Genomic DNA, 23327 nt, shown 5'->3' with positions numbered 1-23327 from the left:
AACTAATTAGTTTTCATACCGTTCACGCAAAAAAACTTTGTTATTTCATTCCATACGAACAGGTTTGTAGTGTTCCAAACCTATTCGTTATGAAGCGTAACGAGTTTTTGTTGTCCGCTTTACTGGCTGGCCCGGCTATCAGCCAAAAACCGACATTAGTCTCCCCCGACGTACCGCGCAAAAAACTGGCCCCGTTCTACGTGCCGCCCCATTCGGAACCGCTGATGCCTGGCGAAGAGGGAATCAGCCTGCGCCTGAAAGTACGAACCCGTGATACCGACAATCAGTTTGGCTCGGTTGAGTTTGCTATTGCTCCCAAAACGATTGGGCCGATTCCGCACGTTCACGAAAATTTAGACGAAATCATGTTTGTGCACGAAGGCGAAATGCACGTGATGGTGGGCAATGAGGTAACGATCGTAAAAGCCGGTGGCTACCACATGCGTCCGCACGGCATCATACACTGCTTCTGGAACGCTTCTGACCAGCCCGCCCGCTTTACCGACCTGTTTTTTAACCAGAACTTTGACGACTTCTTCGAGGAGTTATTTTATAAACTTATGCCCCGTTGGCGCGAGCAGGGCATTGGGCGTGGGTCGTCAGAGGCTGTTCGGCAACGCGCCGACCTCAACAAACGATTTGGCCTGACGCAGTTTCCTGAAAAACGACAGGCCATCATCGACCAATACGGCCTGCGTGGGTAATGTGCCGAAAAAAACGAGAAATATGGTACTTCAGGAATACAAACCCAGCCCGGCCCTCTCAGCCTACATTCGCACGTTCAGACTCGTTCAATACGAGTATAAAGTAGATGGTAGCCTTCCGGTTAAGGCTTACCCGCCCCGCCCCGAACACTGCCTGAGCTTCTACGCCCGCGATGTTGAACAGGTCGAATACGATTATAGCCGTGTAAAAACAGGCAACATGCGAACCGTTTTGTTCGGGCAGCAAACCGAAGTGAGCAACCGACTGGTTGGCAACGTTTTTTTGCTGATTCAGGTGGTGTTCAAACCCGGTGCGCTGTTCCGGCTCACGGGCATTCCGTCGGGTGAGTTAACGAATCAGTACATCGACGCCGAAACGGTGTTTTCGACCAACATTAAATTCGTTAACGACCAGATTAACGACTGCGCTACATACGTCCAGATGATTGGGGTGGTTGAGCAATTTCTGCTCGGCGAACTCGCACGCAAAGCCATCCGGCCCGTTCACGCGCTCGATTGCGCGCTTGGGACGCTCTTTGGCAACGATGCCGTGCCGGGCGTCGATTGGCTGGCGGGGCGGTCGTGCTTGTCGGTGCGGCAGTTTGAGCGGGCTTTCAACGAGCGCATGGGTGTTTCGCCCAAATTTTACCTGAAAGTGCTGCGGTTTGAAAACGCTTTCCGGCTCCGCAACAAATACCCCAACGCCGACTGGCTATCTATTGCCCTTCAGTGTGGTTTTTACGACTATCAGCATTTAGCGAAAGACTATAAAACCCTGACCGGCTACGGCCCCAACGCATTTCACCAGATTGACCTAAGCGGCCCCGAACGCTTGTTTGGCGAAGCCGATACGTACTAAAACTTGTCGTGTTTTTACCACCAAACAGCCCGACGGGCGGTTCATTTTTGCCTAAACATAAACCAACATGACAATGCAAAGACGAACCTTCATGGCTGCCACCATAGCGGCCATGCCAGCCGTAGCACTGGGCGAAAACCTGACCGCCACGACCGCCCGCCACGACAAAGGCTTTGTGGTGAAAGCAAAGCAGAGCCGCTTCAACGAATCGACCAAACTTTACGGAACAAGCCCCAACGACATCAAGGTGTCGGGTAAAGACACCGACGGGCTGCTTACCCTATTCGAATATGCCGGCAATGAGAAAGGCGGGCCACCCCTGCACGTACACCCCCATCAGGACGAAATCTTCTTTATTGTAGAAGGCGATTATCTGTTTCAGGTAGGTAACGATACGCACCGTTTGCAGGCAGGCGACACCATTTTTCTACCCCGCAATGTGCCGCATACGTTTGCTCAGACATCGGCACGCGGAAAAATGTTTTTTCTATTTCAGCCTTCGGGTAAAATGGAAGATTATTTCCGGGTGCTTGCTGCACTGAAACAGCCGCCAGCACCCGAGCAGGGCGCGAAAATTTTTGCCGACCACGATATGCAGGTGGTGGGGCCACCGCTTCAGTTTTGACGCGAACGAACGGCGGGCCACCATGTTCAAATGCTTTACTCAACCAGCAGATGCCCCACCAGGTTACTGGGTATCTGCTGGCTCAACAGATACTATTTTTTACTTCTTTCACGCATCTAAAGCCATGAAAATGATACTCTCTTTTTACCTGCTTCTGCTGTTTGCCGGGGCCGATATCGGCTGCACCAACGCTACCAGCAACGTTCAGCCGCAGATAGCCGGTTGTCGTAAAATTGTGGTGAGTGAAGATGGCGACGAAACGGAATACGAATTCGACGAGCAGGGCCGTTTGAGCAGCTATCTGGGCGAGTCGCTGGCTGATTATTACAAAAACAACTTTAGCTTCAAACGGCAGTGGAGCTATGAAGGCAGCACCATCACCCTGAGCCGCAGTAATGAAAGCTGGGCATACGATATGCTCGATGGCTCTAAAAATGGCTTTGAACAAACTTTCTTCCCTACCGATAACGGCAAAGGCCAGAAAATAGACTCGTGGACATCGTTGGGCTTTGAAGATGGGCAGGTAGTAACCTCTACACATGAAGATTACACCTACAACGCCAACGGCGATTGTGTTCAACTAACCAACGGTAATGTGACAATTGACGGCGTAACAACGGCCAAATACACCGCCGATTTCAAGTACTTCGCCGATAAGCCCGCGCCCTTTGCCGGTAAGCCTTTTCAATGGTTGATTGAGTCGGCCTGGAGTGCCGGGGGCCACACCAACAGCCACCTCACTGAGAGCGAAAAACTCACCTTCGAGCGGATTGACGACCCCGACATAAAAGCCGTGATGAACCGAACCGTTATTTATTCGTATCAATACGACGGAAAGGGCCGCGTGAGCCGCATCCAGATTGATACGGAAGAGAAAAACACCGTCACCCACTTAGACGACGGGCGAACCTTTACCAACACCGAGAAAAAACAGAAAGTCGTAACGTTTACATATGACTGCTGATTGATAACCCTAATTTCTGAATCATGCAACGCCGTTCGTTTCTACCATTTCCTTTAGTGGCTTCGGCCCTGCCCGCTGTATTTGCCGAAATTGGGACCACCCCGCCCAACCAGTACGTGCTGGTACGGTCGGGAGAGGGCCGCAATGAAAAACCGTTACGCATCCAGGACTCTGAATTTCATATTGTTGTGTCAACAAAAGACAGCAACGGCCAGTGCGTATTATTCGACACGCTCCGGCACGGGCCATCGGGGCCAGCCCTGCATCTGCATACCGACGTAGACGAATGGTTTTATGTGGTCAGTGGTACGTTTAAATTTCAGGCGGACAACGACACCCTGCGTTTGAACCCCGGCGACTCGCTGTTTGTGCCGCGCAATATGGCCCATGCGTTTGTCAAAACCAGCGAAGGCACGGCCCGGCTTCTGGTGATGCACCAACCCGCTGGTACAATGGAAGAGTTTTTTCAGCAAACGAGCCAATTACCCAACCAAAGCCTCGAAAACCGCAAAATAATTGCCGAAAAACACGGTATGAAGATTCTCGGACCCAGTCTCAAACCCGATTGAGTTCACGAGCCTTAGTCCCAACACTTTTCTGCTGGCCGACAGCGGTTCGCCCGAGCGGGCGTTTGGCGTGGCCGAAACGTAGTGTATTTAATCAAAATTTACACTTGTGACATCCTGCTCAGGCGAAAGGAGAACCTTTTTGCGTCAGGTAACGGCCTACGTTAAACGATAGGCCCTCCATAACCTCGATGTCTTTGTGCCAGTCCTTGACCTGCCAATCGTCGTGCGGGGTTGCGACGGTTACTTTTTTGGCCTGGGTTGTAATCCAGATCACGCGTTCGACGCCGAAGTTGAGCAGTTTTTGGGTCTTCTTGAAAATATAACTGTCAGTATCCATATCAGTAGGATCGGCTGATATGTCTACTTCGATAACGATTTTTGGCGGAACCTGCGCATAAAATTCGTCAATGGCTTCAATGGGTAACGTAGCGTTGTCGAAAACCAGAATATCGCCCGCCAGATTGTTTCGCCTGTCGAGATGCAATCCTGCTTCGCTCGATAAAATGGTGAATTGACTATCGTCTATTTGCTTGCCAAGCCAAATAACAAGGTGTGTAACAATTAATGATTGTAAAGAACTTGACCCCATAATTTCCGAATACGTTTTTGTGCCGCCCAATACGTCGCGATAGCCTTTGTAATGAATAGGCTTGCCATCCATGATTTCATAGATGAGGTACTCCGGCACTTTAGCTTTGGGCTTTCTGGTCTGCACGCCCGATTTGGTTGCAATCATCTGCTACATTCGTTGCTCTTATCCAAAGATAACCAAAATTTTCGCCCGCAGGGTCAATCGGCGTGGGTCAATGACTTCTTGACCTTACTACAACTCAACGGCCCGACAAAAGAAGATTCTGTCGGGCCGTTGAGTGCAGATAGTTCTACTGGCTCACTCCGCCCAAAGCTGCGTTGACGTTAATGCGACCCCAGCCGAAATTGCCGCTGCGGTTGGGGTAATTCGATGAGGCCCGAACGAGTTTTTCGACCACCTGCTCACGCGTCTGACCGGGGTTTTGCGCCCACACCAGTGCAGCCATACCCGCTGTTGTGGCCGTTGCCGCCGACGAGCCACCAACCGTTGAGGGCGGATTTCCGCTCATAGCCAACGTGGGAATATGACGCCCGTTGCTGGCTTTTTCCATCACCACCACAAAATCGATCTGACTACCGTCGTGGCAGGCATCGCAGCGTTGGTTCAGGTTATCTTTAACGCCCGTAACAGCCTGAACTTCATCCATACTGGCCGGAAAAATAACCCCAACCCAGCCCGCCGACCAGCCAAACGAAGTGCCACCCGCGCAGAACATCAGCTTGCCCCGGTTGTAGGCGTATCGAACGGCATCAGCCACCTGTGAATTGTACAATGGCGTTCCCAACGACATACTCGTAATCTTAACATCGGCCCGATTGCCCGCCAGCACGTATGCATCTGCTACCCCTTTCATCTCGCGCGATTCGTTCAAAACCACATCGACAGCCGCCCGTACTGACACCAGACCCGCGTTGTAGGCCACGCCCACGGCGGCTCCGTCGGTGCCGCGTGGCCCGGTCAATACACCCGCCATCGATGTGCCATGCCCGCAGCCGTCGTTCGGCGTTTCTGCCGAAGACCACGGCCATGCTTTGCCGAGTGTGACTAATTTTTCAACACGCCGGCCCGACGAGCTGCCCTGATTGAACGCGCTTCCGAGGTTATCCTGATCATTGCTAACGCCGGTATCGATCAGCAGCACGTTCATACCCGCACCCGTGCTGCGACTCCATCCGTCGCGGATGCCATGAAACGGATGATGCCACGGCGATTTGGTGTTGGGTGAAACAGTGTTATAGTCCTGCCCCTCGAAAAGCGGAATATCGGCAATGTTGGAGCCACAACCGCTGCTCGATGCGGTCTTTGCCCGGCTGCCCGAAGCCTGACCGGGCTGATACCCCATCGGCTCCACATACCGCACTGCATTCGACTGTCGCAACTTCCGAATGGTTTCTATACTGCTCACGCGTAAGTCCATGACAGGCAGCGTGGTTTCAGCGAAAGCTTCAAGATCGGCTGCGGTGAGAGCCGGGTTCAGTTTGCGTTCTTCCGCAAAAGCCAGCTCGAAAAGTTGTTGCCGGGCCTGCCGCCAGTTGGCCGCAGTAATGTCGATGGTATGAATCGTTTCGCGCAGATCGGCAGACATGCTGGCCGGTTTGTAGCCGATGGATAAAATACCGTCTGATTCGCGCAGTGCCTGCCAGATCAGTTGATCCGAGGCCATTGACCAGCGAAAGTCGCCCTTCGTTCGCATCGTTTCGCGGATAAACCCGTCGATGTCTTCCGACGAGTTAGCGGTTTCGGCTACTGGCACTACCGGCTCCAGACGGCCCTGACATGCATAGAGAGCCAGCGTCAAACTGACGATGTAGTATAATCTTTTCATACAAAAGGAGGGTTTATGAGTGAATGGCAAGTATAAACAATTTATTCTTTTTCCAATATAAATTTGTTATTAATCAACATAAGATTCACTGAACGGTCGGTATGTTACACAAAAAAAGCCGCATAAATGCAGCTTTTTTTGTACTCAGACGTAACGAATGAACCGTGTCTATGCTGTCTACAATGGAAATACTACGTTAAACGACAGTGTCATTTCGTCGTCGGTTTTCAGGCCCATCAGTGAGGGGCGTTCAATGTTATGCGCACTCATCGTTATCGGAAACCCACCGGTAATCGTCATTTTACCGGCGGCATCTTTGCGGTTGGCCCGCAGCGTAACGGGCCTTGCAACGCCGTGAAACGTAAGATTACCAGTAGCAACCAGTGTTCCGCCTTCGCCTGCTTTGATGTCTGAACTGGTGAAGGTTACGTTTGGGTACTTCAATCCATCGAGTACTTCAATAGCGTGCGAATCGCGGTTGTTGTTCTTACTGTCGAACGACGTCACTTTAATTGACACGGCCACGCTTTCGGGCTGTTTGGTTTCATCGTTGTAGATTAACGCGCAGTTGACTTCGCGGCTCACTCCCTCCCACTTATGCAGCGGATGACTGGCCGCATATGTAACGGTCGACAGTGATTTGTCGGCCATGAGCTTTCGCTTTGCCAGCGGTGCCACAAATGCACACAGCAGCATTGCAGCCAGACTGCCAATTAGTAGCTGTTTCATAAAAAACGGACAATCAAAAAGTTAACGCCACAACCGAGAGTGCATATGCCCCAAACGTAGTGTAAGCCGCAGCCCGATGGTAGGGTTTCAGGCTAAAATCATTTTCAATCTGGTGTGCCAGCACGTTGGTGGCAATCATACCGGCGATATGCACAATTGCCAGATACTTATGCGCCTTTATCCAGGTAAACCCGCGCCGGGCACCCACTGCCGGGGGCGGAGCGGTGAGCGAAAGCGTCATGGTGGTGGCATACGAGATGTTGATGAACGTAGCCGTTCGTTCGTGCCAGCGTTTTGTATCGACGTACTCCTGCCCCTGGGCATTATAAAGTTTGGCACCCAGCAGACCCTGCGCCACAAAACCGGCCAATGTAATGAATCCGCCAATCTGATGCGCTACCAGCATCGTTCGCCTGATTTTCAGCTCCTTTGCCCGGCCCTCGATGGTCAGCGGGGCTACGTTCATAGCCCGTAGTAGTCCCTTTGGCCCCCAGAAAGCCCGCTGCGTAAAAATCATGCGGTCTGGCAACAGCGGCTGTTTTTCAGCCGGTTCGGTCAGGTCGGCCAGCAGGTCGTCGGCAGAAGTGGCCGCCGAATCGGCGGGGGCTGGCAATGTGTCGGCGTCGGCTACTATTCCAACCGGAGCCAGCAACCCAACCGAATCGGCAAATGGCAACCGAATGGCGTTTCGACCCCAACACGGCCCCATCAGAAAACAGCAAACAAGCAGCAGAGTATAGCGCATGATGGCAAGATAAGCAGTAACGCTGTTAGGCTGTGACCCGAAGACGATTTCCGTCGGTACTCAACGCTGTTTTGTACACCGTCAGCGCACGGGCTGCCGGGCCAACCTGTACTACCCCATTGGCACCAAATTCAGAGCCATGATTACTGCACCAGAAATCATCTTCATTCAGTCGATACTGCACGTCGGTGCCCTGGTGGGTGCAGGCTTTCGAGAGCGCAACATAGCTCCCGTCTTTGACCCGCGCCACAATAATGCTGTCGCGATATGCAAACTGACCGATTGTTTTGAGTTTGCTGAAGTCGCTGGTAGTCAGATCAAGCGTAAAGTCAACATTACTGGGGGGAGCCGGAGCGGGGGCAGGGTCATCGCTGTCGCTGGAGCAGGACGTGAGCGTTCCCATGCAGTAGAAGGCCATCAGAGCCGCGCTGCTTAGTCCGAGGCTCCGCAGAAATTCGGCCCGGCTTTGTTGATTGTTGATAGTTGGTTTGGTTTCCATAATCTGATTTTCGTGTAGTTACATCAATAACGGTTTACACTGGGTCTGAGTTATGCCATTCTGTGGCAAACAGGATTAAAATTTATAACGAACAGAAAAAAACGCACCTGTGCTGAGCAGGTTAACCTTGTAAAAACCAACGCCTTTCAGCGGCATTTTCAGAAACGGCTCCACCTGCCACGACAGCCGCCGGTTAATGGTTCGCTCATAGCCTACCGACAGATTCAACTGGCTAAACCCGTAACGGCTCGTACTATCGATCAGTTTATTCGTGTTACGAATTGCCGGGTCGTCGGGGTTGGCGTAATTATACGTGTACTCTTCGCGGTTCAGGATGTAGCTGGTGCCGCCTGCACTCACAAACCAGCGGCTGCGTACCTGCCCGTCGGCATCGGCCCGCCGAATAACGTCGTAGCGCAGGTTGATCGGTATGTCGAGCATGTCACATTGCCCGCTGATACTCTCGGGTTTTACTGGCCAGTATTTGTAATTGTAGGGTAGTTGATAGTCTGACGGCAAGGCGCGGTAGACTTTCGTGCTACGCAATACGCCTGCCTGAACGCTCCAGCGCGTTGCCAGCCGATACTCGGCCATTAGCCCAATATTGGTGCCGGGCCGCTCAAAATTACGCAGCCCCACCGCGCTCAAATCCGGCGAAACGACAAACCGAATGCTCAACCCCCGCTCCGAAACTACCGGTCGACGCGCAGGCTGTTCGGTTTCTGTTGCGGGTTGGGCAGGAGCCACCACAGGGCGACCCACGAACGGCAACGCATTCGGCCACCGGGCGGGTTTGGGTGTCAGGTTCTCAAAAGACGTCGTTGCCGGTATCATCAATTCGGCGTTAGTTGTGGCTGTATCCAGATTACGCATCGGCGCGTTCGTCGAGTTTACCGCTAATTCGGCCTGCCCATTCTGGCGAATATACTCAATACCGACAACTGGCTTTCGATTGCGCGAATCGGCAAAAAGTAAATCGTTGGCTCGCTGGCTTTTACGAATACGCCGATTCGCAGCCGGGCGTTGCCTGTCCGCATTTTCGGTTAACCCGTCCGTGGTTTTCTCAGTCGGTTTTTCATTATCCATTCTTCGAGTAACGACCGGAATCTGAGTCCGGCCCTTAATCACGGGTTTGGGAGATGAAGCAACCTGCTCCGGCAGAGTCGTTTGTGTGGCCGACTCGACCGCATTTCCAGACACGGGTTCGTTTACGACCGCATTCGCTGTTGGCAAACGCCCCGGCTCGCCAACCTGATCTGGAACAGTTCGCCGATTGCTCTGCTTCGTTTGTTGGTCCGTCTCGCTGCGAACGACAGGGGCCGATGCCACACGGGCGGGCGTTGGGCCACGATGGTTTTTGTCATACGCATACCAGCCCCCCCCGGTCAGCAATAGTAACAGCAACATCGGTATTCCCCAGCGAATAAAATGCTCCCAAAGGGGCGTTGGCACTAACCGGGTTTTTTCGTGCGTATCCAACCGCCGTTGCATGTCCTGCCAGGCCAGCGGGTCGAAAGGTGGGGTAAACTCTTCAGTCGACTTTCTGAAGAGTCCGTCCAATTGGTCATCGGTTAGCTCTTGCATACTCGTCGTAGTTTACTTGTTTAATCAACAGGCGCAGATTTTCGCGCGCCCGCGCCAGATTCGACTTCGAGGCACCCACCGAAATGCCAAGTTGTGTGGCAATTTCTTCGTGCGTAAACCCATCCATAACGTAGAGATTAAATACCAACCGATATCCGGGCGATAACTGCTGAATCAGACCCAGTAATTCTTCGTGGGCGAGTTGGCTGTTTGCGTCGGCGGCATTAGTAGCCAGCGTCTGGCTGGTTTTTTCTACGTCTTCGTGGTAATGATGCCGTACTTCCTGTCGGTAGTGATCAACGGCGGCATTGATCAGAATCCGCCGAAGCCAGCCTTTGAACGGCTGCGTGGGGTCGTACTGCTCCAAACGCGTAAAAACCTTCAAAAATCCATCGTTCAACACCTCCAGCGCACCTTCGCGGGTAGGCGCATAGCGCAGGCAAACGCTCATGGCATAGCCGTAGAACTGCCGGTACAGCAACTCCTGGCTCCTGCGGTGGTTGCGTAAACAACCCGCCAGCAAGTCAGGCAAAGCTGGTATGACAGAAGCGTTAGCCATGGTATAGTTGGCGGTCTTTTGTTAGCAGTCGTCGGTGCTTTTGGCATTAATCTCTGCCAGCCAAAACCTATTGGACTGGTGCTTCGGGCGTATTTTTGAATACAACAGGCCACACACCAGGACGAGGTACGCTTACGCCTTTATTACTACCACGCTGCCCCTGATCGCCCCCGAAATAATATAACGGCCAACCCTTATACGTCACCTGTGTTTTGCCATGTATGGTAGTCGTAGTAAAGTCGGCCCGATTCAGTGTAGAGGGTAGTTCACCAATGGCAGTCTGCCCCGAAGGCAATTCAAAAATGGGCCAGGTGGGGTTATTGCTCAGATCGGCGCGGGTGTAATTGTTTTTATTACGCCGGTCGTTAATGAATGCGTAGAGTGTTCGCCCCTGGCCGTCAGTTAAATATAGCGAATTGCCGGTTCCTTCTCTCATATCGAAGGTATAATTTTTTCCGTCCATCCCTACCAACTGCCGCGAGGCAATCAGGATATTGTAGTTTGGCTTGGCAACAAACCAGACATTCCCTACGTTTTCGCCCACCACGTCGCCCGGCTTCACATCATTTTTAAAATAGTACAGCGGCCAGCCCTGATACGCGGTTTGTTTGCTGCCGTCGGCGCGGGTGATCGTCGTAAAATCGGACGCCACCATGCCTGACCCTACTACCGGATTTTCTTTATAATAAATGGGCCAGTTGGTCAGGCAATTACCGGCGCAGTTCGACTGCCCATTGGCATCGGGGGCAAACACATAGAGCGTTTTACCATCAGGCCCGGTCAGCACCCGACCGAGCGACGTAGAACGCAGGGCCACATCGGCGACGGGCAACGTTGGGTCTTCGTTGGTGCAGGCCAGCAGGCACGTCAGCAACAGAGCTACCGATAGCAACAGGCGGTTGGAATAAGCGAATGGTTTCATTGCGGTGACTGGGTTAGACAGGTGAAAAACTGAGCACTCGAACCGGTTTATCAGCTATACGGACGCTTGCCCAAACAGGTTGCGTTGGGTCAAAAATTTTTTATCACCCCGATATGGGATAGTCACCTGCGCCTATGATACAAAAAAGCCACACTATCGGTGGCGTTCTGTAAATGTTGTACTGAGGAAAATCTGATGAATCAGAAGCTTCAATCGTTCAATCCTTTCCCATCAAGAATTTGTTGTACACATTTTTCAACCCTTGACTGCCGGGTTTTGGCTTGTTTAGGCGCAGAGAAATGAAGGAGATACGCTTTTTGCCGCCCTGGTGTCAATGTCTCGAACGCAGTTTTGAGGGCAGGCATTTCATCTAATGTCTGTTGGAATTCTTCAGGAATTACAAATTCTGTTCTTTCCTTGAAATTTACCTTTAAACCAGCTTTCTCCGCTTCTATCGCTTCAAAAATGTAGGCTTTCAGGGTAGGTTTCATCTTAACTATTTCCTGAACACTGGTAAATCGAATCTGGCGGGCGGCCTGCACATTCTCCGTTTGTTGGATTAGAATACCTTCGGCATCATGTAACAAAGCACCTTTAACAAACAAAAAGGCACAGTATTCTTTGAACACATGAATTAAAAGAATATTACTTTTTTGAAACGTGTAACAAGGAACGCCCCACTTTAAGTCTTCGGTCAGCCCACAGTCAAGAGCAATTATTCTCAACTGCTCCAGTTCTTCCTGCCACTTCCTGGCTTTATTGTAGTACCAATCAACCTTAGGATTCATGATGAGTTACTTTAGCTTGTTTGCGATGTCCTGTAATCGGTTGTGTGCCATGTTCATACCGTGGCCGAAAGGTAATTGCAACACTTGGTCTCTGTGAGCAACCGACCTGTATAGTATATGAATACTTAGTTTACTGGCATGATCGGTGAGCTTCTGAAATTCAAGGAACTCAAGCTGGATGGGGAAGGGGGTATTCTCTATTTCAAATGTGCGGGTGATTTTCTGATTTGAGCTAAACTCATGGATCACTCCATTCGCCCTGAATATGGTATTACCCTCAGCGTCAGTTGTTTCAAATTGATAACTGCCATGTTTTTTACTTTCCAGTTTCAGCACTTTTGTTCCCATCCACTGCTCAATAAGTTCGGCCTCTGCATACGCTTTAAAAAGCAATTCCAACGGCAAATCGAACTCCCGCGTAATCGTCAATTCCTGTTTGCCACTTTCGGCATTTATCTTCGTTTTTCGTTCCACGTAGTTTATTGTTTTGATTGGTACTGCTTCATAATCGTTTCCAGTTTGTTGAATTGATCGTCCCACATTATGCGGAACGGCTCGATGAAGTCGGCTACCTCTTTCATTTTTTTTGCATTAATATGGTAGTAAACCTCCCTGCCGCTCTGTTCTTGTTCAACTAATTCACATTCGGTGAGTATTTGCAGGTGCTTTGAAACAGTCGGCCTGGCTGTGTCGAAGTTTGCCGCTATTGCACCGGCTGTCATAGATTGTGATGCCACCAACAGAAGTATAGCCCGTCTTGTCGGGTCTGCTATAGCCTGGAATACGTCTCGTCGTAAATTCATTATGTAGCTATTTGACTACAAATATACGTGTAGTCATTTAACTACGCAAATTTTTTCTGCGATTTTCCTATATGCTAACTTTTGATAACGTGCGGGCCGACGTTGTGAATAGCAACGTCGGCCCGCATAATTTTCAGGAAAACATAAGACTTATTGTTTTACAAATCGGCGGCTAATGCCCCCCGTGGCCGTGTGTAGTACCAGCAGATAGGTTCCGGTGGGGAGTTGCTGTACAGATAACCGGATTGTTCCGCTACCAGGGCGAAACGGCTCCAGCATGGTTCGGCCCTGCACGTCTGTCACAATCACGGTTTCGATAGCCAGTCCGTCGGCGCGAACCTCGAGCACCTCGTTTACCGGATTTGGAAACAGCGTAATCAACTGTTCAGCATTGGTCTCAGTACTGGCCTGCCGGGCGGCTGAACGGGCCTGGGATGTTGTGTCGGCAGACGCCGTTGCCGAATCGGGCTGCGTCTCCTGGGCGGGAGCGTTCGGGCGATTGCGCACATAGCGGTGAGTGCCCGTGCTGTTCCAGCCACAGAAAATCAGCGTGTCGCCAGTGGGCGATACGCCCAGACCGCGTGCTTCAATGTTGCCCAGGTCAGGCAGCGGCAGGGTCCAGAGTCGTTTGTTAACTTCATCCCGAAAGTGGAACGTGGCGGGTAAGACTCCGCTGGCCCGTACAGCAAAATAGGCTTTCTTATCGTTTGTAACCCGTATTCCGCTGCTACCGGCGGCTATGCTGTTGATTTCTTCAGCCAGCGTGTAGGTAACGCCGTTGGTGCTAACGAACTTCTGCACCTGTGCCGAGCCGGGATTGGGCAGATATACCACCCGCCCATCGGGTTCCATAGCAAATGAACGCGACAGAATCCGACCGGGCAAGGTAATCCGGCGTACCAACTGAAAGGTATCGCGCCCGCTTATCTGGGTTTGCTTCAGCACGTACAGAAAATCTTCTCCCCATAAACTTGGCACATACACGTCGCCCGTGCTGCTCGGCTGCGGCACCGTCAGCGTGTTGGCACTCCCGTTCGAGCGTACCGGCGATTGCCACGACGCGATAATTCGACCCGTGCGGGCATCCAGCTTAAACAGGCGACTGTTGCGCGATAGCAAAATGTTACCATCTGTGTCAGTGCCAATACCGGTGTTATTACTGTTGCCCCCCAAAGCCGACCCGATAATCGGAGAAAATGGTAGCGGAGTTCCGTTGGGTCGCTCTATGTACACGGCACCACCCGACGCGCTAAAGTCAACGTACCACAGATTACCATTTCTGTCGAAGGTTGCTCCATAACCATTCGGCGCGTTGGGTAGCCGACCGGCGTAGCGATACGCTGGCGCGGGTACTTCAACCAGTTCATCTAAGGGTGCATCGCTCTTCGTCAGGGTAATGCGCGTAGCCGGACCATTCGTTAGGTTGCGCCCGTCTGATGTAATCAGGCGGTGGAAGAACGTGCGAGACTGTCCAGCGGGCGTATTGCCCAGCAGGTTATACCAATCGGCTTCGGTTTGTTTGAGATTTCGCACGCGTCCGGTGCCAGCCTGGTAAACTACGTTGGTAAACATAGAGTCGGTGGCTACCTGATAGAAATAACTTACGGCATCGCCCTCGGCGTCGGTAGCTTCGTCCCAGTTGATCTCGAAAATAGCCTCGATGTTGCGTACTGCAAATACATTGCGCTCGGGTCGATTAGCAACCTTCGTAGTCATAGGAGGCCGATTGTTGGGTTCATACAACTGACTCCTGATTTCGCCAGTGGTGTCGGCCTCGGTGCGAATGCGAATGAACACGGCTCCCGCTTTCAATTGCTCGACCAGATCGTCGGATGCGTTATCCTGGGCAAATGAATAGGTCCCGTTTCGGCGATCAGGGCTGCTAACGGCCATAGGGAAGAGTAGCCGTCCTGCGTCGCCGTTACGTCCGGCATAGAGCGCAACAGCATCGGGCCGATTTAGCAAATTACCCTTCAGGTTTTTGAAATCGCCATCGATGAGAATACGGTTTCCGGTAATGCTGGCGTGGGCATTGCCTACGGCCTGTTCGGGCTGGGCCACTTCGCGGTTCAGAGCCGACAGGCGTGCATTAGCCTCGCGCTGATTCGACAGAATATCCCGACGAACCGAGTACGTACCGTTATAGCCATAGATGATTCGGGGCAACACCTTGTAATCGAACAGCGGCATGTCGGCAGGGTCTCGGTAAGCAATTTCGTAGGTTGTATACACGGTTGTATCGCGCAGGCGGGTGGTGCCGTTGGCATAGAACACGTCCATAATCGTTACGGTGTTGGTGGCAGCCCGATCCAGAAAGAGCCACTGACGCGGCCCTGAACCAGCCGCGCCCGCGTTGAGCAGTTCAAGCTTACCGCGTTTGCCGGGGTAGTAGGCGTGGTGGTGCCCACTCACATAGGTCTGAACATTGTTTGTCTCCAGTATACTCCGCAACGAATCGGCACGGTCGAGAATGTTGCCGGGCGCATCGCGTTCCTGCGCTACACTGTACAGCGGCAAATGCCCGACCACAAACCGCATCCGGGCCGACCGGGCTTCGGGGGTAGCCAACTGCGTGCGTAACCAGTTCAGGTTATCGTTCGTAATGGTCGATGAAGACGCGTCCCAGGAGGCAACAAACAGGTCTCTTACCTTGAACGAGTAATAGAACGGAAAGTTGCTGCGGTCAACGAAAGGCAGGTTCGTCTGCGTAGTATCCCAATAGGTTTTGGTCAGATTACGCTCCGTAGCAAAAGCCGCCGACCGGATGCCATCGTGATTGCCAATCGTGAAACCAAACGGTGTTTTACTGGCACGGAACGGTGTCATCACACTCCGGTCGAAGCCGCGCCACATGCCCTGAATCACGGTTGTGCTGGTGATAGGTCCCTGCCCGGCCACCATATCGCCCCCGCAAAGAACGAGGTCGGGTCGCCAGATACGCGGGATGCGCTGCATGATGCTGTCTACCTGCCATTCGTAGGTTGCCGAACCTAAGCCGGAGTTCAGGTCGCTCACTACGGCAATCCGAACGTCGCCCCGCTGAGGCAGAGCCGGAAACTTCTCCATCGTTACGAGCCGGATAGCATCGACCGACACCCGGTTGCCACGCCCCTGCCCCAGTAGTTCGAGGTAATCGCCAGCAGCCAGCTCAAAGTAGCCCAGTACGTTCCATTTGGCTACCGTTTCATAGTCGTTCTGATTGACGCGGATTGTATCGCGCCGACCGCCCATCCGGTGCAATACGAGCGGCACGTTGGCGGCATTGGCTTCATTGACCGTCCACCAGGCGGCAAGTTGGTAGCGTCCGGCGGCCAGTCCGTTGAACCGATACACCGCTTTATTGCCTTGCCCCGGAGCCGTTCCGCGAGCGGGCGTGCTGCCGTAAAAACTCGACTGATTCAGCCGCGACCATAACCCCGTTTCGGCATAATTGGGGCTGTCGGTATCATAAATCTGTACCTCACGCGGGGGCGTTTCGGTAGCCTCTGTCCATACCAAAGCCGATGCATTGGCGCGCAGGTTGTTGCGGTCGCCCCCGTCGACATTGGTTGGGTTGTTCACTACTTCGTCGCGAGCGAGCATAGTCGATGAGCCTCCACCGTCGAGGTTCAGAGCCTCACGACAGCCTAATGCCTGCATCATACCGGCCAACTGAGGCAAGGTCACACCGGCACTGGCCCGTTGTCGCCCGTCGACCACCAGTACGATAAGCGCATTATCGTCGCGGTAGCCGATGGCTGTGCGCGGGTTAACATCGACAAATGCCGCATCATTAAATAACTCTTCGTTGGCGGTCAGACGAATCTGACCACCCTGTACCAGCACAGGACCACCCCCAACGGCCTGACTGGGATTCCAGGCGGTGGCTGCGGTTGGCGTAGTTGACGTAGGCTGAGCGGGAGCGGGCTGGGTATCGTTGATGGGGCTGGGACTGGCATACTGCACCACCTGCCCATCGGGCAACGTATAGACCCAGGCAACGTCGGGTCGGCGATTAACGAGACCGAACGCGCCCCGCGTTGGGAAGTAAGTACGACCGTTGCGGACGAGCGAGAGAATATTGCTGGCAACGGACTCTCCATCGCGGATAATCAGACTAACCGATTCATTCGATGAGAAAAAACCGCCGTTTACAGCGAAAATGCCCCGGTTTCGTTCCGACGCCTGTTTGGTTGTTTCGAGTCGGAAGGTAGCACCACGGGGTTCGCCAACGGCCCGCAGACGCAGGTTTGGGTCGTCGGTACGGATTACGGCGTACATCGCCCGGATAGGGGCCGACGTACCCGGCAACGGCATGTATGTATCGAACACACGAATGCTGCCCGGTAAAAGCACATTGACATCCTCGCGGGGCTTCCAGGTCAGTGTAAACGAGCCAGACGTGCTATTCAGCGGAGTTTGCGCCTGGGCCATGCAGCCACAAAAAAGGCCCGCCCACAGAACGTAGACAAGCCTGAAAAATCGTCGGTAAAGTTCGGTATGCATCGAATGTGCTATGTTGGTTGAGGGCACAAAATTGGGACATGCCCTGCTCCAAACCACTTCCGATAGCAACCTTAACAAAATAGTAATTCTATGCAGTCAATGGCAACAAATTCATCACATGGTTTTTGCCGCTTACTTCCATCCGCCCCCCAACGCCCGATAAATAGTGACTACTGCGTTCATCTGCTGCATCCGGGTATCGACCAGTTCGAACCGCGACTGTACGGCCTCGCGCTGGGTTAGCAAGACTTCCATATAGTCGGCGCGGGCCGAGTTGAACAGCGTGTTGGAAATCGTAATCGACTGGGTCAGTGCCTCTACCTCTTTCGATTTGGTATCGTAACTTTTCTCAAGATTACCAATTCTGGCAAGCTGATTGGCAACCTCGACATAAGCGTTAAGAATAGTACGCTCGTAGTTATAAACGGCCTGAATCTGCCGGGCGTTGGCACTGTAATACGTGGCAATGATTGCATTCCTGTTGATCAGCGGTCCCGCTACGTCGCCCGCCAGCGAAAACAACAGCGACTGAGGTGTTTTCAGTAAATACGCCGGATTGAATGCCTGATAACCAAGTCCAGCCGAAATACCCAGCGATGGGTAAAACCTTGCTCTGGCTACCTGCACGTCTAATTTGGCAGCCGCCAGTTCCTGTTCGGCCTGACGAATGTCCGGGCGGTTAGCCAGTAGTTGCGCCGGGATGCCAGTGTGGATAGTAGCTGGCAACAGCGTATTAAATGCCGCTGAGTTGCGGGCAACAGGTTGCGGATACCGCCCTGCCAGAAAATTGATATGGTTCTCCGTTTCTACAATACGCTGCTGAATGCCATACTGGATATTCTGCGTGTTGAGTACCTGCGCTTCAAACCGGCGCACTGCCAACTCGGTTACTCGGGTGGCTTCTTTCTGCAACCGAACGATCTTCAGCGCATTGGTCTGAATCTCGATGTTTTGCCGAACAATATCGAGCTGATTATCAAGGGCCAGCAGCTCATAGTACGACGTAGCAATCTCGGCAATCAGATTTGTTGCGGTGAAATTACGCCCTTCTACGCTCGCCAGATACCGATTCACGGCTGCTTTCTTGGCGTTCCGCAACCTATGCCAGATGTCTACCTCCCAGGTGGCAAAAGCACCGCCCGAAAAGTTGGGCAACGGTTCGGGAATTTCTTTGCCGGGCCGGATTTCGGCACCCGCTTCGGTGGCACCAAGCAGCGTATAACGGCCTATCTTCTCGATACCCGCCCCGCCCCGCAGCCCTACAAAGGGCAGGTATTCGCCGGTTCGGGTTCGAATCTCGTTCTGGGCAATCTGAATTTCCTGCGCTGTAATGTTCAGTTCCTGATTGTTACGAAGGGCCGTGTCGATCAGGGCTACCAAGTTGGCATCGGTGAAAAACGTCTGCCACTTTAGCTGAGCCGAATTGGTTGAGTCGGTCGAATTGCCATACTGTACCGGAACAGCGCGGTTCTCTGTCCGGGTAGTCAAAGCGGGAGTTTTGCAGGCCATTATTGCTACCGCCAGCGAACCCACTGCCAGGCAGTTATATATGCGTCTTTTCAGCATGATTGGTACTTTCTTCAGGTATGGGAAAAGCATCTAATTGATGAACCAGATTGTCGCTCAGCGACTCGTCATCTTCGTCTTTAATCATTTTCCGGCCATCGGCCAGACTGCCAAATATGTAGTACAGGCCAGGGATGATGATAACCCCGAAAACGGTTCCGAACAGCATGCCCCCCAGGGCCGATGCGCCAATGGTACGGTTGCCAATTGCTCCCGCGCCGGTTGCAATGAGCAGCGGAATCAACCCCGCTACAAAGGCGAAGGAGGTCATCAGAATTGGGCGGAAACGGACCCTTGCCCCTTCAATGGCCGCGTTTAGAATAGTTTCGCCCTGCTGCCGCTTCTGAACGGCAAACTCAACGATCAATACGGCGTTTTTACCCAGCAGACCGATCAGCATGATAAGGCCAATCTGAGCATAGATGTTGTTTTCCAGCCCCATCAGCTTGAGTACCAGAAACGAACCAAATACGCCAACCGGCAATGAAAACACTACTGCCAATGGAATGATAAAACTTTCGTACTGGGCAGCTAAAACAAAATAAACGAAAGCCAATACAATCAGGAATACATAAAGAGCCTCGTTCCCCCGAATCGACTCGTCGTAGGATAGCCCTTCAAAAGCAATGTCGTAGCCCCTTGGCAATGTCTGACTGGCTACTTCCCGAATGGCCTGTATGGCATCGGCGGTGGTATAGCCCTTCGCCGGAAGCCCCTGTATGGCTGCTGAGTTGTACAAATTGAACCGGGTGATTTCATTCGGCCCCTGCCCTTTTTTCAGCGTCATGAAGGCTGAGTAGGGCACCATTTCGCCTTCGTCGTTTTTAACAAACAGCTTCAGAATATCGGAGGGCAACCTTCTGAAGCTCGGATCAGACTGCACGTAGACTTTGAAAAACTGGTTGAACTTAATAAATCCCTGTTCGTAGGTGCTGCCAATCATAATGTTGAGGTTGTCCATCGCTTTGCCGATAGACACGCCTTTTTGCATTGCCAGCTTATTATCGATTTCAAGTTCGTATTGCGGGTAATTGGCGGCAAAAAAGGTAAACAGGCCCGTTAGTTCTTTCCGCTTGCCCAGATTATCCATGAATTGCTTGTTGATTTTGTCGAATTCACGATAGTCCGTATCGGTGGTTTTGTCTAATAAACGCATCGAAAAACCGCCCGACGTACCAAATCCGGGAATGGCTGGTGGTTCAAAGAATTCAACAACGGCCCCAAGGCTCTTCGATTTCTCCTCCAGTTCTTCCATGATTTCCTTGACGGTATGCTTGCGATCCGACCAGTTTTTCAGGTTGATCAGACACGTACCGGCGTTAGAACCACGTCCTTCGGTCATAATCTCGTAACCAGCCAGCGAAGACACCGTTTCTACTCCCTCGATTTCCTCACAGATTTTCTGGAGCCGCTGCGACACTTCATTGGTTTTTTCCAGGGTTGACCCCGGTGGCGTCTGGATAATGGCGTAAATCGTACCCTGATCTTCGTTCGGGATAAACCCGGCGGGCAGAACAGTATTCTCATAGACGATTCCCAACCCGAACGCGAGCAGGATACCAAACGTAAGAACTCGGCGGTTGACAATTATTTTCAGCAGACTCACATAACGTCCTGTCAGGGTATCAAACCCCCGGTTGAACCGGTCGAGCAGGCGGGTCAGCAGGTTTTTCTTCCGGCCAGTTCCATGATTGTTTTTCAGCAACATGGCGCACAACACGGGCGTGAGTGTTAGCGCGATGAGGGCCGAGATTACAATGGAACTGGCCATCGTGATGGAGAATTGGCGGTAGAACGTACCGACCGGCCCCGACATAAATGAAATAGGCAGGAACACCGACACCATAACGGCAGTGATGGCGATAATGGCTCCGCTGATTTCGCCCAGCACTTTTCTGACCGCGTTAAACGGAGACAGGTGCGGCTCTTCCTCCATCTTGGCGTGTACGGCCTCTACCACCACTATCGCATCATCGACCACAATACCGATAGCCAGCACTAAGGCAAACAGCGTCACTAAATTGATGGAAAGACCAAAAAACTGAATGACAAAAAACGCTCCAATCAACGATACCGGAACCGCCAGAATTGGTATCAGTGTAGAACGCCAATCGCCCAGAAAGATAAAAACAACTAAAGCGACCAGGATAAACGCATCGCGCAGCGTGTCGATGACCTGCTCGATGGACGCATCGAGGAACTGAGAAACATCATAGCTTATTTTGTAATCTACGCCCGGCGGGAAAGAGGCTTTCATCACTTCCAGCTTCGCTTTCACCTCGGCTATGACATCACTCGCGTTGCTGCCATAATTCTGTTTCAGCACGATAGCCGCCGAAGCTTTGCCATCTAAATTGGAATAGATATCAAAAAACTCACTGCCCAGTTCAACCCTGGCTATATCTTTCAGGTGTATGCTTTCCCCCTCCGAATTGGCCCGAATTATAATGCCCTCATACTCTTCCGGCTTGTTATACCTTCCTTTGTAGGTAAGTACATATTCCAGCGACTGGGCAGCAATACCAGAGCTTTGACCGATCCGGCCCGGTCGACCAATAATGCTTTGTTCGCCAATAGCCTTCATGACCTCCTCAACGGAGATGTTGTAGGCCCGCATCCGTTCGGGATTTAGCCAAACGCGCATCGCATAGCGTCGGCTTCCCAGTATCTGTGCCCTCGCTACCCCTCTCGTCCGCTGTATTTCAGGGATCATTTTGACGGTAGCGTAGTTGAACAGGAATTTTTCGTCGATACTCTTATCTTTAGAATAGAGGTTGACGTACATCAACATACTGGGCTGGATTGGCGTGATGATAACGCCTTCACGCTGCACCAGTTCGGGCAAAAGCGGCATCACCTGATCGACCCTTGTTTTCACCCGGATAACGGCATCGTTCGGGTCGGTACCAGGCTCAAAAATAATGCGAAGGGTAGCCTCACCTGCGCTGGTGGCATCGGTAGCGATGTAGCGCATGTCCTGAACGCCGTTGATGGCCTGCTCCAGCGTAATCAGCGTGGATTTAACCAATACATCGGCACTCGCTCCAGGATACGCAATAAATATATTGACAGTGGTAGGAGCAATATCGGGAAACTGAGAAATGGGCAACTGCTTGATAGCCAGAGTACCTACGAAAACTATCATGATTGAAATCACAATAGCGAATACTGGTCTGCGTATGAATTTGGTGAACATAACGTCAATATATTAATGTGTAATGCGCAATGATGAATGCGCATTCTTCTATTCAGCATACAGACCCAAATGAGCTATAACCGACTCAGGCTGCATGAATTTGGCGTGTATTTTTTCGTTCTCCTTTACCTGACGCAGCCCTTCCAGCAGAATCCGGTCGTCTTTTTTCAGCCCGCTCTGCACCACGAAAATGTGTGGCATTTCGGCGGCTATGGTGATTTCTCTGGATCGAATCACGTTGTTTTTATCCACCACGTACACATACTTTTTTTCCAGAACCTCGAAGGTGGCTTTCTGCGGAATAATCAGGGCATTTTTGAGCGGTACGGTCATTCGGACATTACCAGTTTCACCGTGCCGCAGGAGTCCTTTCGGATTGGGGAAGGTGGCGCGAAAGGCGATGTTGCCGGTCTGATTGTTAAAGTCGGCCTCGATAGTTTGCACCACGCCCGGATAGGCGAACAGTTCGTTGTTCGCCATCACTAAGTTCACGTGTACCTGGTTGTTTTGCTGGTGCGTTTTGTAATCGAGGTATTCAGCTTCCGGCACGTTGAAATACACCCACATTTTGCTGTTGTCCGACAACGTTGTCAGCAAATCGCCTTCATCGACTAAGCTCCCCAGCCGGACCTGAAAGTGGTCCATGATACCCGAAAAAGGTGCTTTAATCTTTGTAAACTCCAGATGCGTCTGGGCTAAGGTTGCTTCGGCTTTTGCTTTGTCTAACTTGGCCCCTACCATAGCCAGCTCGTTAGGAGCCACGATCTTGTTGTCGGCCAGTTTTTTAGTATTCTGGTATTCGATACCGGCGAAGTTAACTTCTGCCTGCGCTTTCTTCAGTTCGGCTTCGTAGAGTTTGGGCATGATCTGAAACATGAGCTGCCCCTGCCGCACAAACTGCCCTTCATCAACAAAGACATTCTGTATATAGCCGCGCTGCTGCGCCCGTAATTCAATGTGGCGGAACGAGTGAATCTGAGACACGTACTCTTTCGTGATCGTCGTGTCTCTTTTCAAGGGGCTGGTAACCATGAACTCGACCAGTTCTTCCTTCTTTTCTTCCTTCTTCTGGCAACTGGCAAGGCTCAGCAAACTGCATAAGCTAATGAGCGGGAGGTATCGATTCATATAGATTTTCACGTTTATCGGGTCGAACCAGGTTTTGCAAATACAGTACGGCCAATGGGCCCGAACATGCGTACTTACGGGTACAAAAGAGCCTTTGCCAGATGAGAACCGCATGAGAAATGAATTAGAAAAATGTAAAGCAAAGGGCTTCGACGCCCTCGTATGAGCGCAATAAACCATAAATA

Annotated in this window: 21 protein-coding genes; 6 read left to right on the top strand and 15 right to left on the bottom strand. The window is 52.0% G+C overall.

The features are described 5' to 3' along the window. Window positions 1–89: 89 nt before the first annotated feature. The 5 genes from AWR27_RS23280 to AWR27_RS23260 all read left to right on the top strand — a co-directional run bounded on the left by AWR27_RS23280 (window position 90) and on the right by AWR27_RS23260 (window position 3721). Window positions 90–704 (top strand): cupin domain-containing protein, encoded by a 615-nt coding sequence (locus tag AWR27_RS23280; protein WP_077133400.1) that lies wholly within the window; start codon window positions 90–92, stop codon window positions 702–704. Window positions 705–726: 22 nt separating this feature from the next. Continuing rightward, the gene (locus AWR27_RS23275) at window positions 727–1563 is read left to right on the top strand and encodes a helix-turn-helix domain-containing protein (protein ID WP_077133399.1); all 837 of its coding nucleotides are present in this window, start codon (window positions 727–729) and stop codon (window positions 1561–1563) included. Between the two features lie 73 nt (window positions 1564–1636). Beyond that, window positions 1637–2188 (top strand): cupin domain-containing protein, encoded by a 552-nt coding sequence (locus AWR27_RS23270; protein ID WP_077133398.1) that lies wholly within the window; start codon window positions 1637–1639, stop codon window positions 2186–2188. A 124-nt stretch (window positions 2189–2312) separates the two neighbouring features. Beyond that, entirely contained in the window at window positions 2313–3152 is an 840-nt protein-coding gene (locus AWR27_RS23265) for a hypothetical protein (protein ID WP_077133397.1), read from the top strand. 23 nt (window positions 3153–3175) lie between these two features. Then, window positions 3176–3721, top strand: a complete 546-nt coding sequence (locus AWR27_RS23260; RefSeq protein WP_077133396.1) for a cupin domain-containing protein — start codon at window positions 3176–3178, stop codon at window positions 3719–3721. 118 nt (window positions 3722–3839) lie between these two features. Here the strand turns inward: AWR27_RS23260 and AWR27_RS23255 are convergent, their stop codons facing one another. From AWR27_RS23255 to AWR27_RS26180, 6 genes are all read right to left on the bottom strand, one after another. After that, window positions 3840–4457 (bottom strand): Uma2 family endonuclease, encoded by a 618-nt coding sequence (locus AWR27_RS23255; RefSeq protein WP_077133395.1) that lies wholly within the window; start codon window positions 4455–4457, stop codon window positions 3840–3842. Window positions 4458–4602: 145 nt separating this feature from the next. Then, window positions 4603–6138 carry a S8 family peptidase gene (locus AWR27_RS23250; RefSeq protein WP_077133394.1) on the bottom strand — a complete coding sequence of 512 codons (1536 nt, stop codon included), beginning with the start codon at window positions 6136–6138 and terminating at the stop codon, window positions 4603–4605. Window positions 6139–6315: 177 nt separating this feature from the next. Continuing rightward, entirely contained in the window at window positions 6316–6867 is a 552-nt protein-coding gene (locus tag AWR27_RS23245) for a YceI family protein (protein ID WP_077133393.1), read from the bottom strand. 13 nt (window positions 6868–6880) lie between these two features. Next, window positions 6881–7612 (bottom strand): hypothetical protein, encoded by a 732-nt coding sequence (locus tag AWR27_RS23240; protein ID WP_232325910.1) that lies wholly within the window; start codon window positions 7610–7612, stop codon window positions 6881–6883. Window positions 7613–7637: 25 nt separating this feature from the next. Further along, complete coding sequence (locus AWR27_RS23235) at window positions 7638–8111, bottom strand: QcrA and Rieske domain-containing protein (RefSeq protein WP_077133392.1); 474 nt, start codon at window positions 8109–8111, stop codon at window positions 7638–7640. A 75-nt stretch (window positions 8112–8186) separates the two neighbouring features. Next, the gene (locus tag AWR27_RS26180; protein WP_418346595.1) at window positions 8187–8984 is read right to left on the bottom strand and encodes a porin family protein; all 798 of its coding nucleotides are present in this window, start codon (window positions 8982–8984) and stop codon (window positions 8187–8189) included. Window positions 8985–9250: 266 nt separating this feature from the next. Between AWR27_RS26180 and AWR27_RS26175 the strand changes: the two genes are divergently transcribed. Continuing rightward, window positions 9251–9538 carry a hypothetical protein gene (locus tag AWR27_RS26175; protein ID WP_418346594.1) on the top strand — a complete coding sequence of 96 codons (288 nt, stop codon included), beginning with the start codon at window positions 9251–9253 and terminating at the stop codon, window positions 9536–9538. Between the two features lie 137 nt (window positions 9539–9675). Here AWR27_RS26175 and AWR27_RS23225 read toward each other — a convergent pair whose 3' ends face one another. The 9 genes from AWR27_RS23225 to AWR27_RS23185 form a co-directional block, all read right to left on the bottom strand. After that, the gene (locus tag AWR27_RS23225; protein WP_077133390.1) at window positions 9676–10254 is read right to left on the bottom strand and encodes an RNA polymerase sigma factor; all 579 of its coding nucleotides are present in this window, start codon (window positions 10252–10254) and stop codon (window positions 9676–9678) included. 67 nt (window positions 10255–10321) lie between these two features. Next, a complete protein-coding gene (locus AWR27_RS23220; protein ID WP_077133389.1) occupies window positions 10322–11176 on the bottom strand; it encodes a hypothetical protein in 855 nt (284 codons plus the stop codon). A gap of 209 nt (window positions 11177–11385) precedes the next feature. Continuing rightward, the gene (locus AWR27_RS23215; RefSeq protein ID WP_077133388.1) at window positions 11386–11964 is read right to left on the bottom strand and encodes a YdeI/OmpD-associated family protein; all 579 of its coding nucleotides are present in this window, start codon (window positions 11962–11964) and stop codon (window positions 11386–11388) included. Window positions 11965–11970: 6 nt separating this feature from the next. Then, complete coding sequence (locus AWR27_RS23210; protein WP_077133387.1) at window positions 11971–12438, bottom strand: SRPBCC family protein; 468 nt, start codon at window positions 12436–12438, stop codon at window positions 11971–11973. Between the two features lie 5 nt (window positions 12439–12443). Continuing rightward, window positions 12444–12767 (bottom strand): ArsR/SmtB family transcription factor, encoded by a 324-nt coding sequence (locus tag AWR27_RS23205; protein WP_077133386.1) that lies wholly within the window; start codon window positions 12765–12767, stop codon window positions 12444–12446. A 150-nt stretch (window positions 12768–12917) separates the two neighbouring features. Then, window positions 12918–17252 (bottom strand): phosphodiester glycosidase family protein, encoded by a 4335-nt coding sequence (locus AWR27_RS23200; protein WP_077133385.1) that lies wholly within the window; start codon window positions 17250–17252, stop codon window positions 12918–12920. Between the two features lie 132 nt (window positions 17253–17384). Beyond that, the gene (locus AWR27_RS23195) at window positions 17385–18818 is read right to left on the bottom strand and encodes a TolC family protein (protein WP_077133384.1); all 1434 of its coding nucleotides are present in this window, start codon (window positions 18816–18818) and stop codon (window positions 17385–17387) included. Beyond that, a complete protein-coding gene (locus AWR27_RS23190) occupies window positions 18796–22014 on the bottom strand; it encodes an efflux RND transporter permease subunit (protein WP_077133383.1) in 3219 nt (1072 codons plus the stop codon). The genes AWR27_RS23195 and AWR27_RS23190 overlap by 23 nt, the downstream gene beginning before the upstream one ends. A 48-nt stretch (window positions 22015–22062) precedes the next feature. Further along, a complete protein-coding gene (locus AWR27_RS23185) occupies window positions 22063–23142 on the bottom strand; it encodes an efflux RND transporter periplasmic adaptor subunit (protein WP_077134167.1) in 1080 nt (359 codons plus the stop codon). Window positions 23143–23327: the final 185 nt, after the last annotated feature.

Origin of the sequence: Spirosoma montaniterrae (genome assembly GCF_001988955.1) — a bacterium.
Taxonomy (GTDB): domain Bacteria; phylum Bacteroidota; class Bacteroidia; order Cytophagales; family Spirosomataceae; genus Spirosoma; species Spirosoma montaniterrae.
Note: the sequence above shows the minus strand (reverse complement) of the source record. Positions and strands in the feature narration are given on the sequence as shown.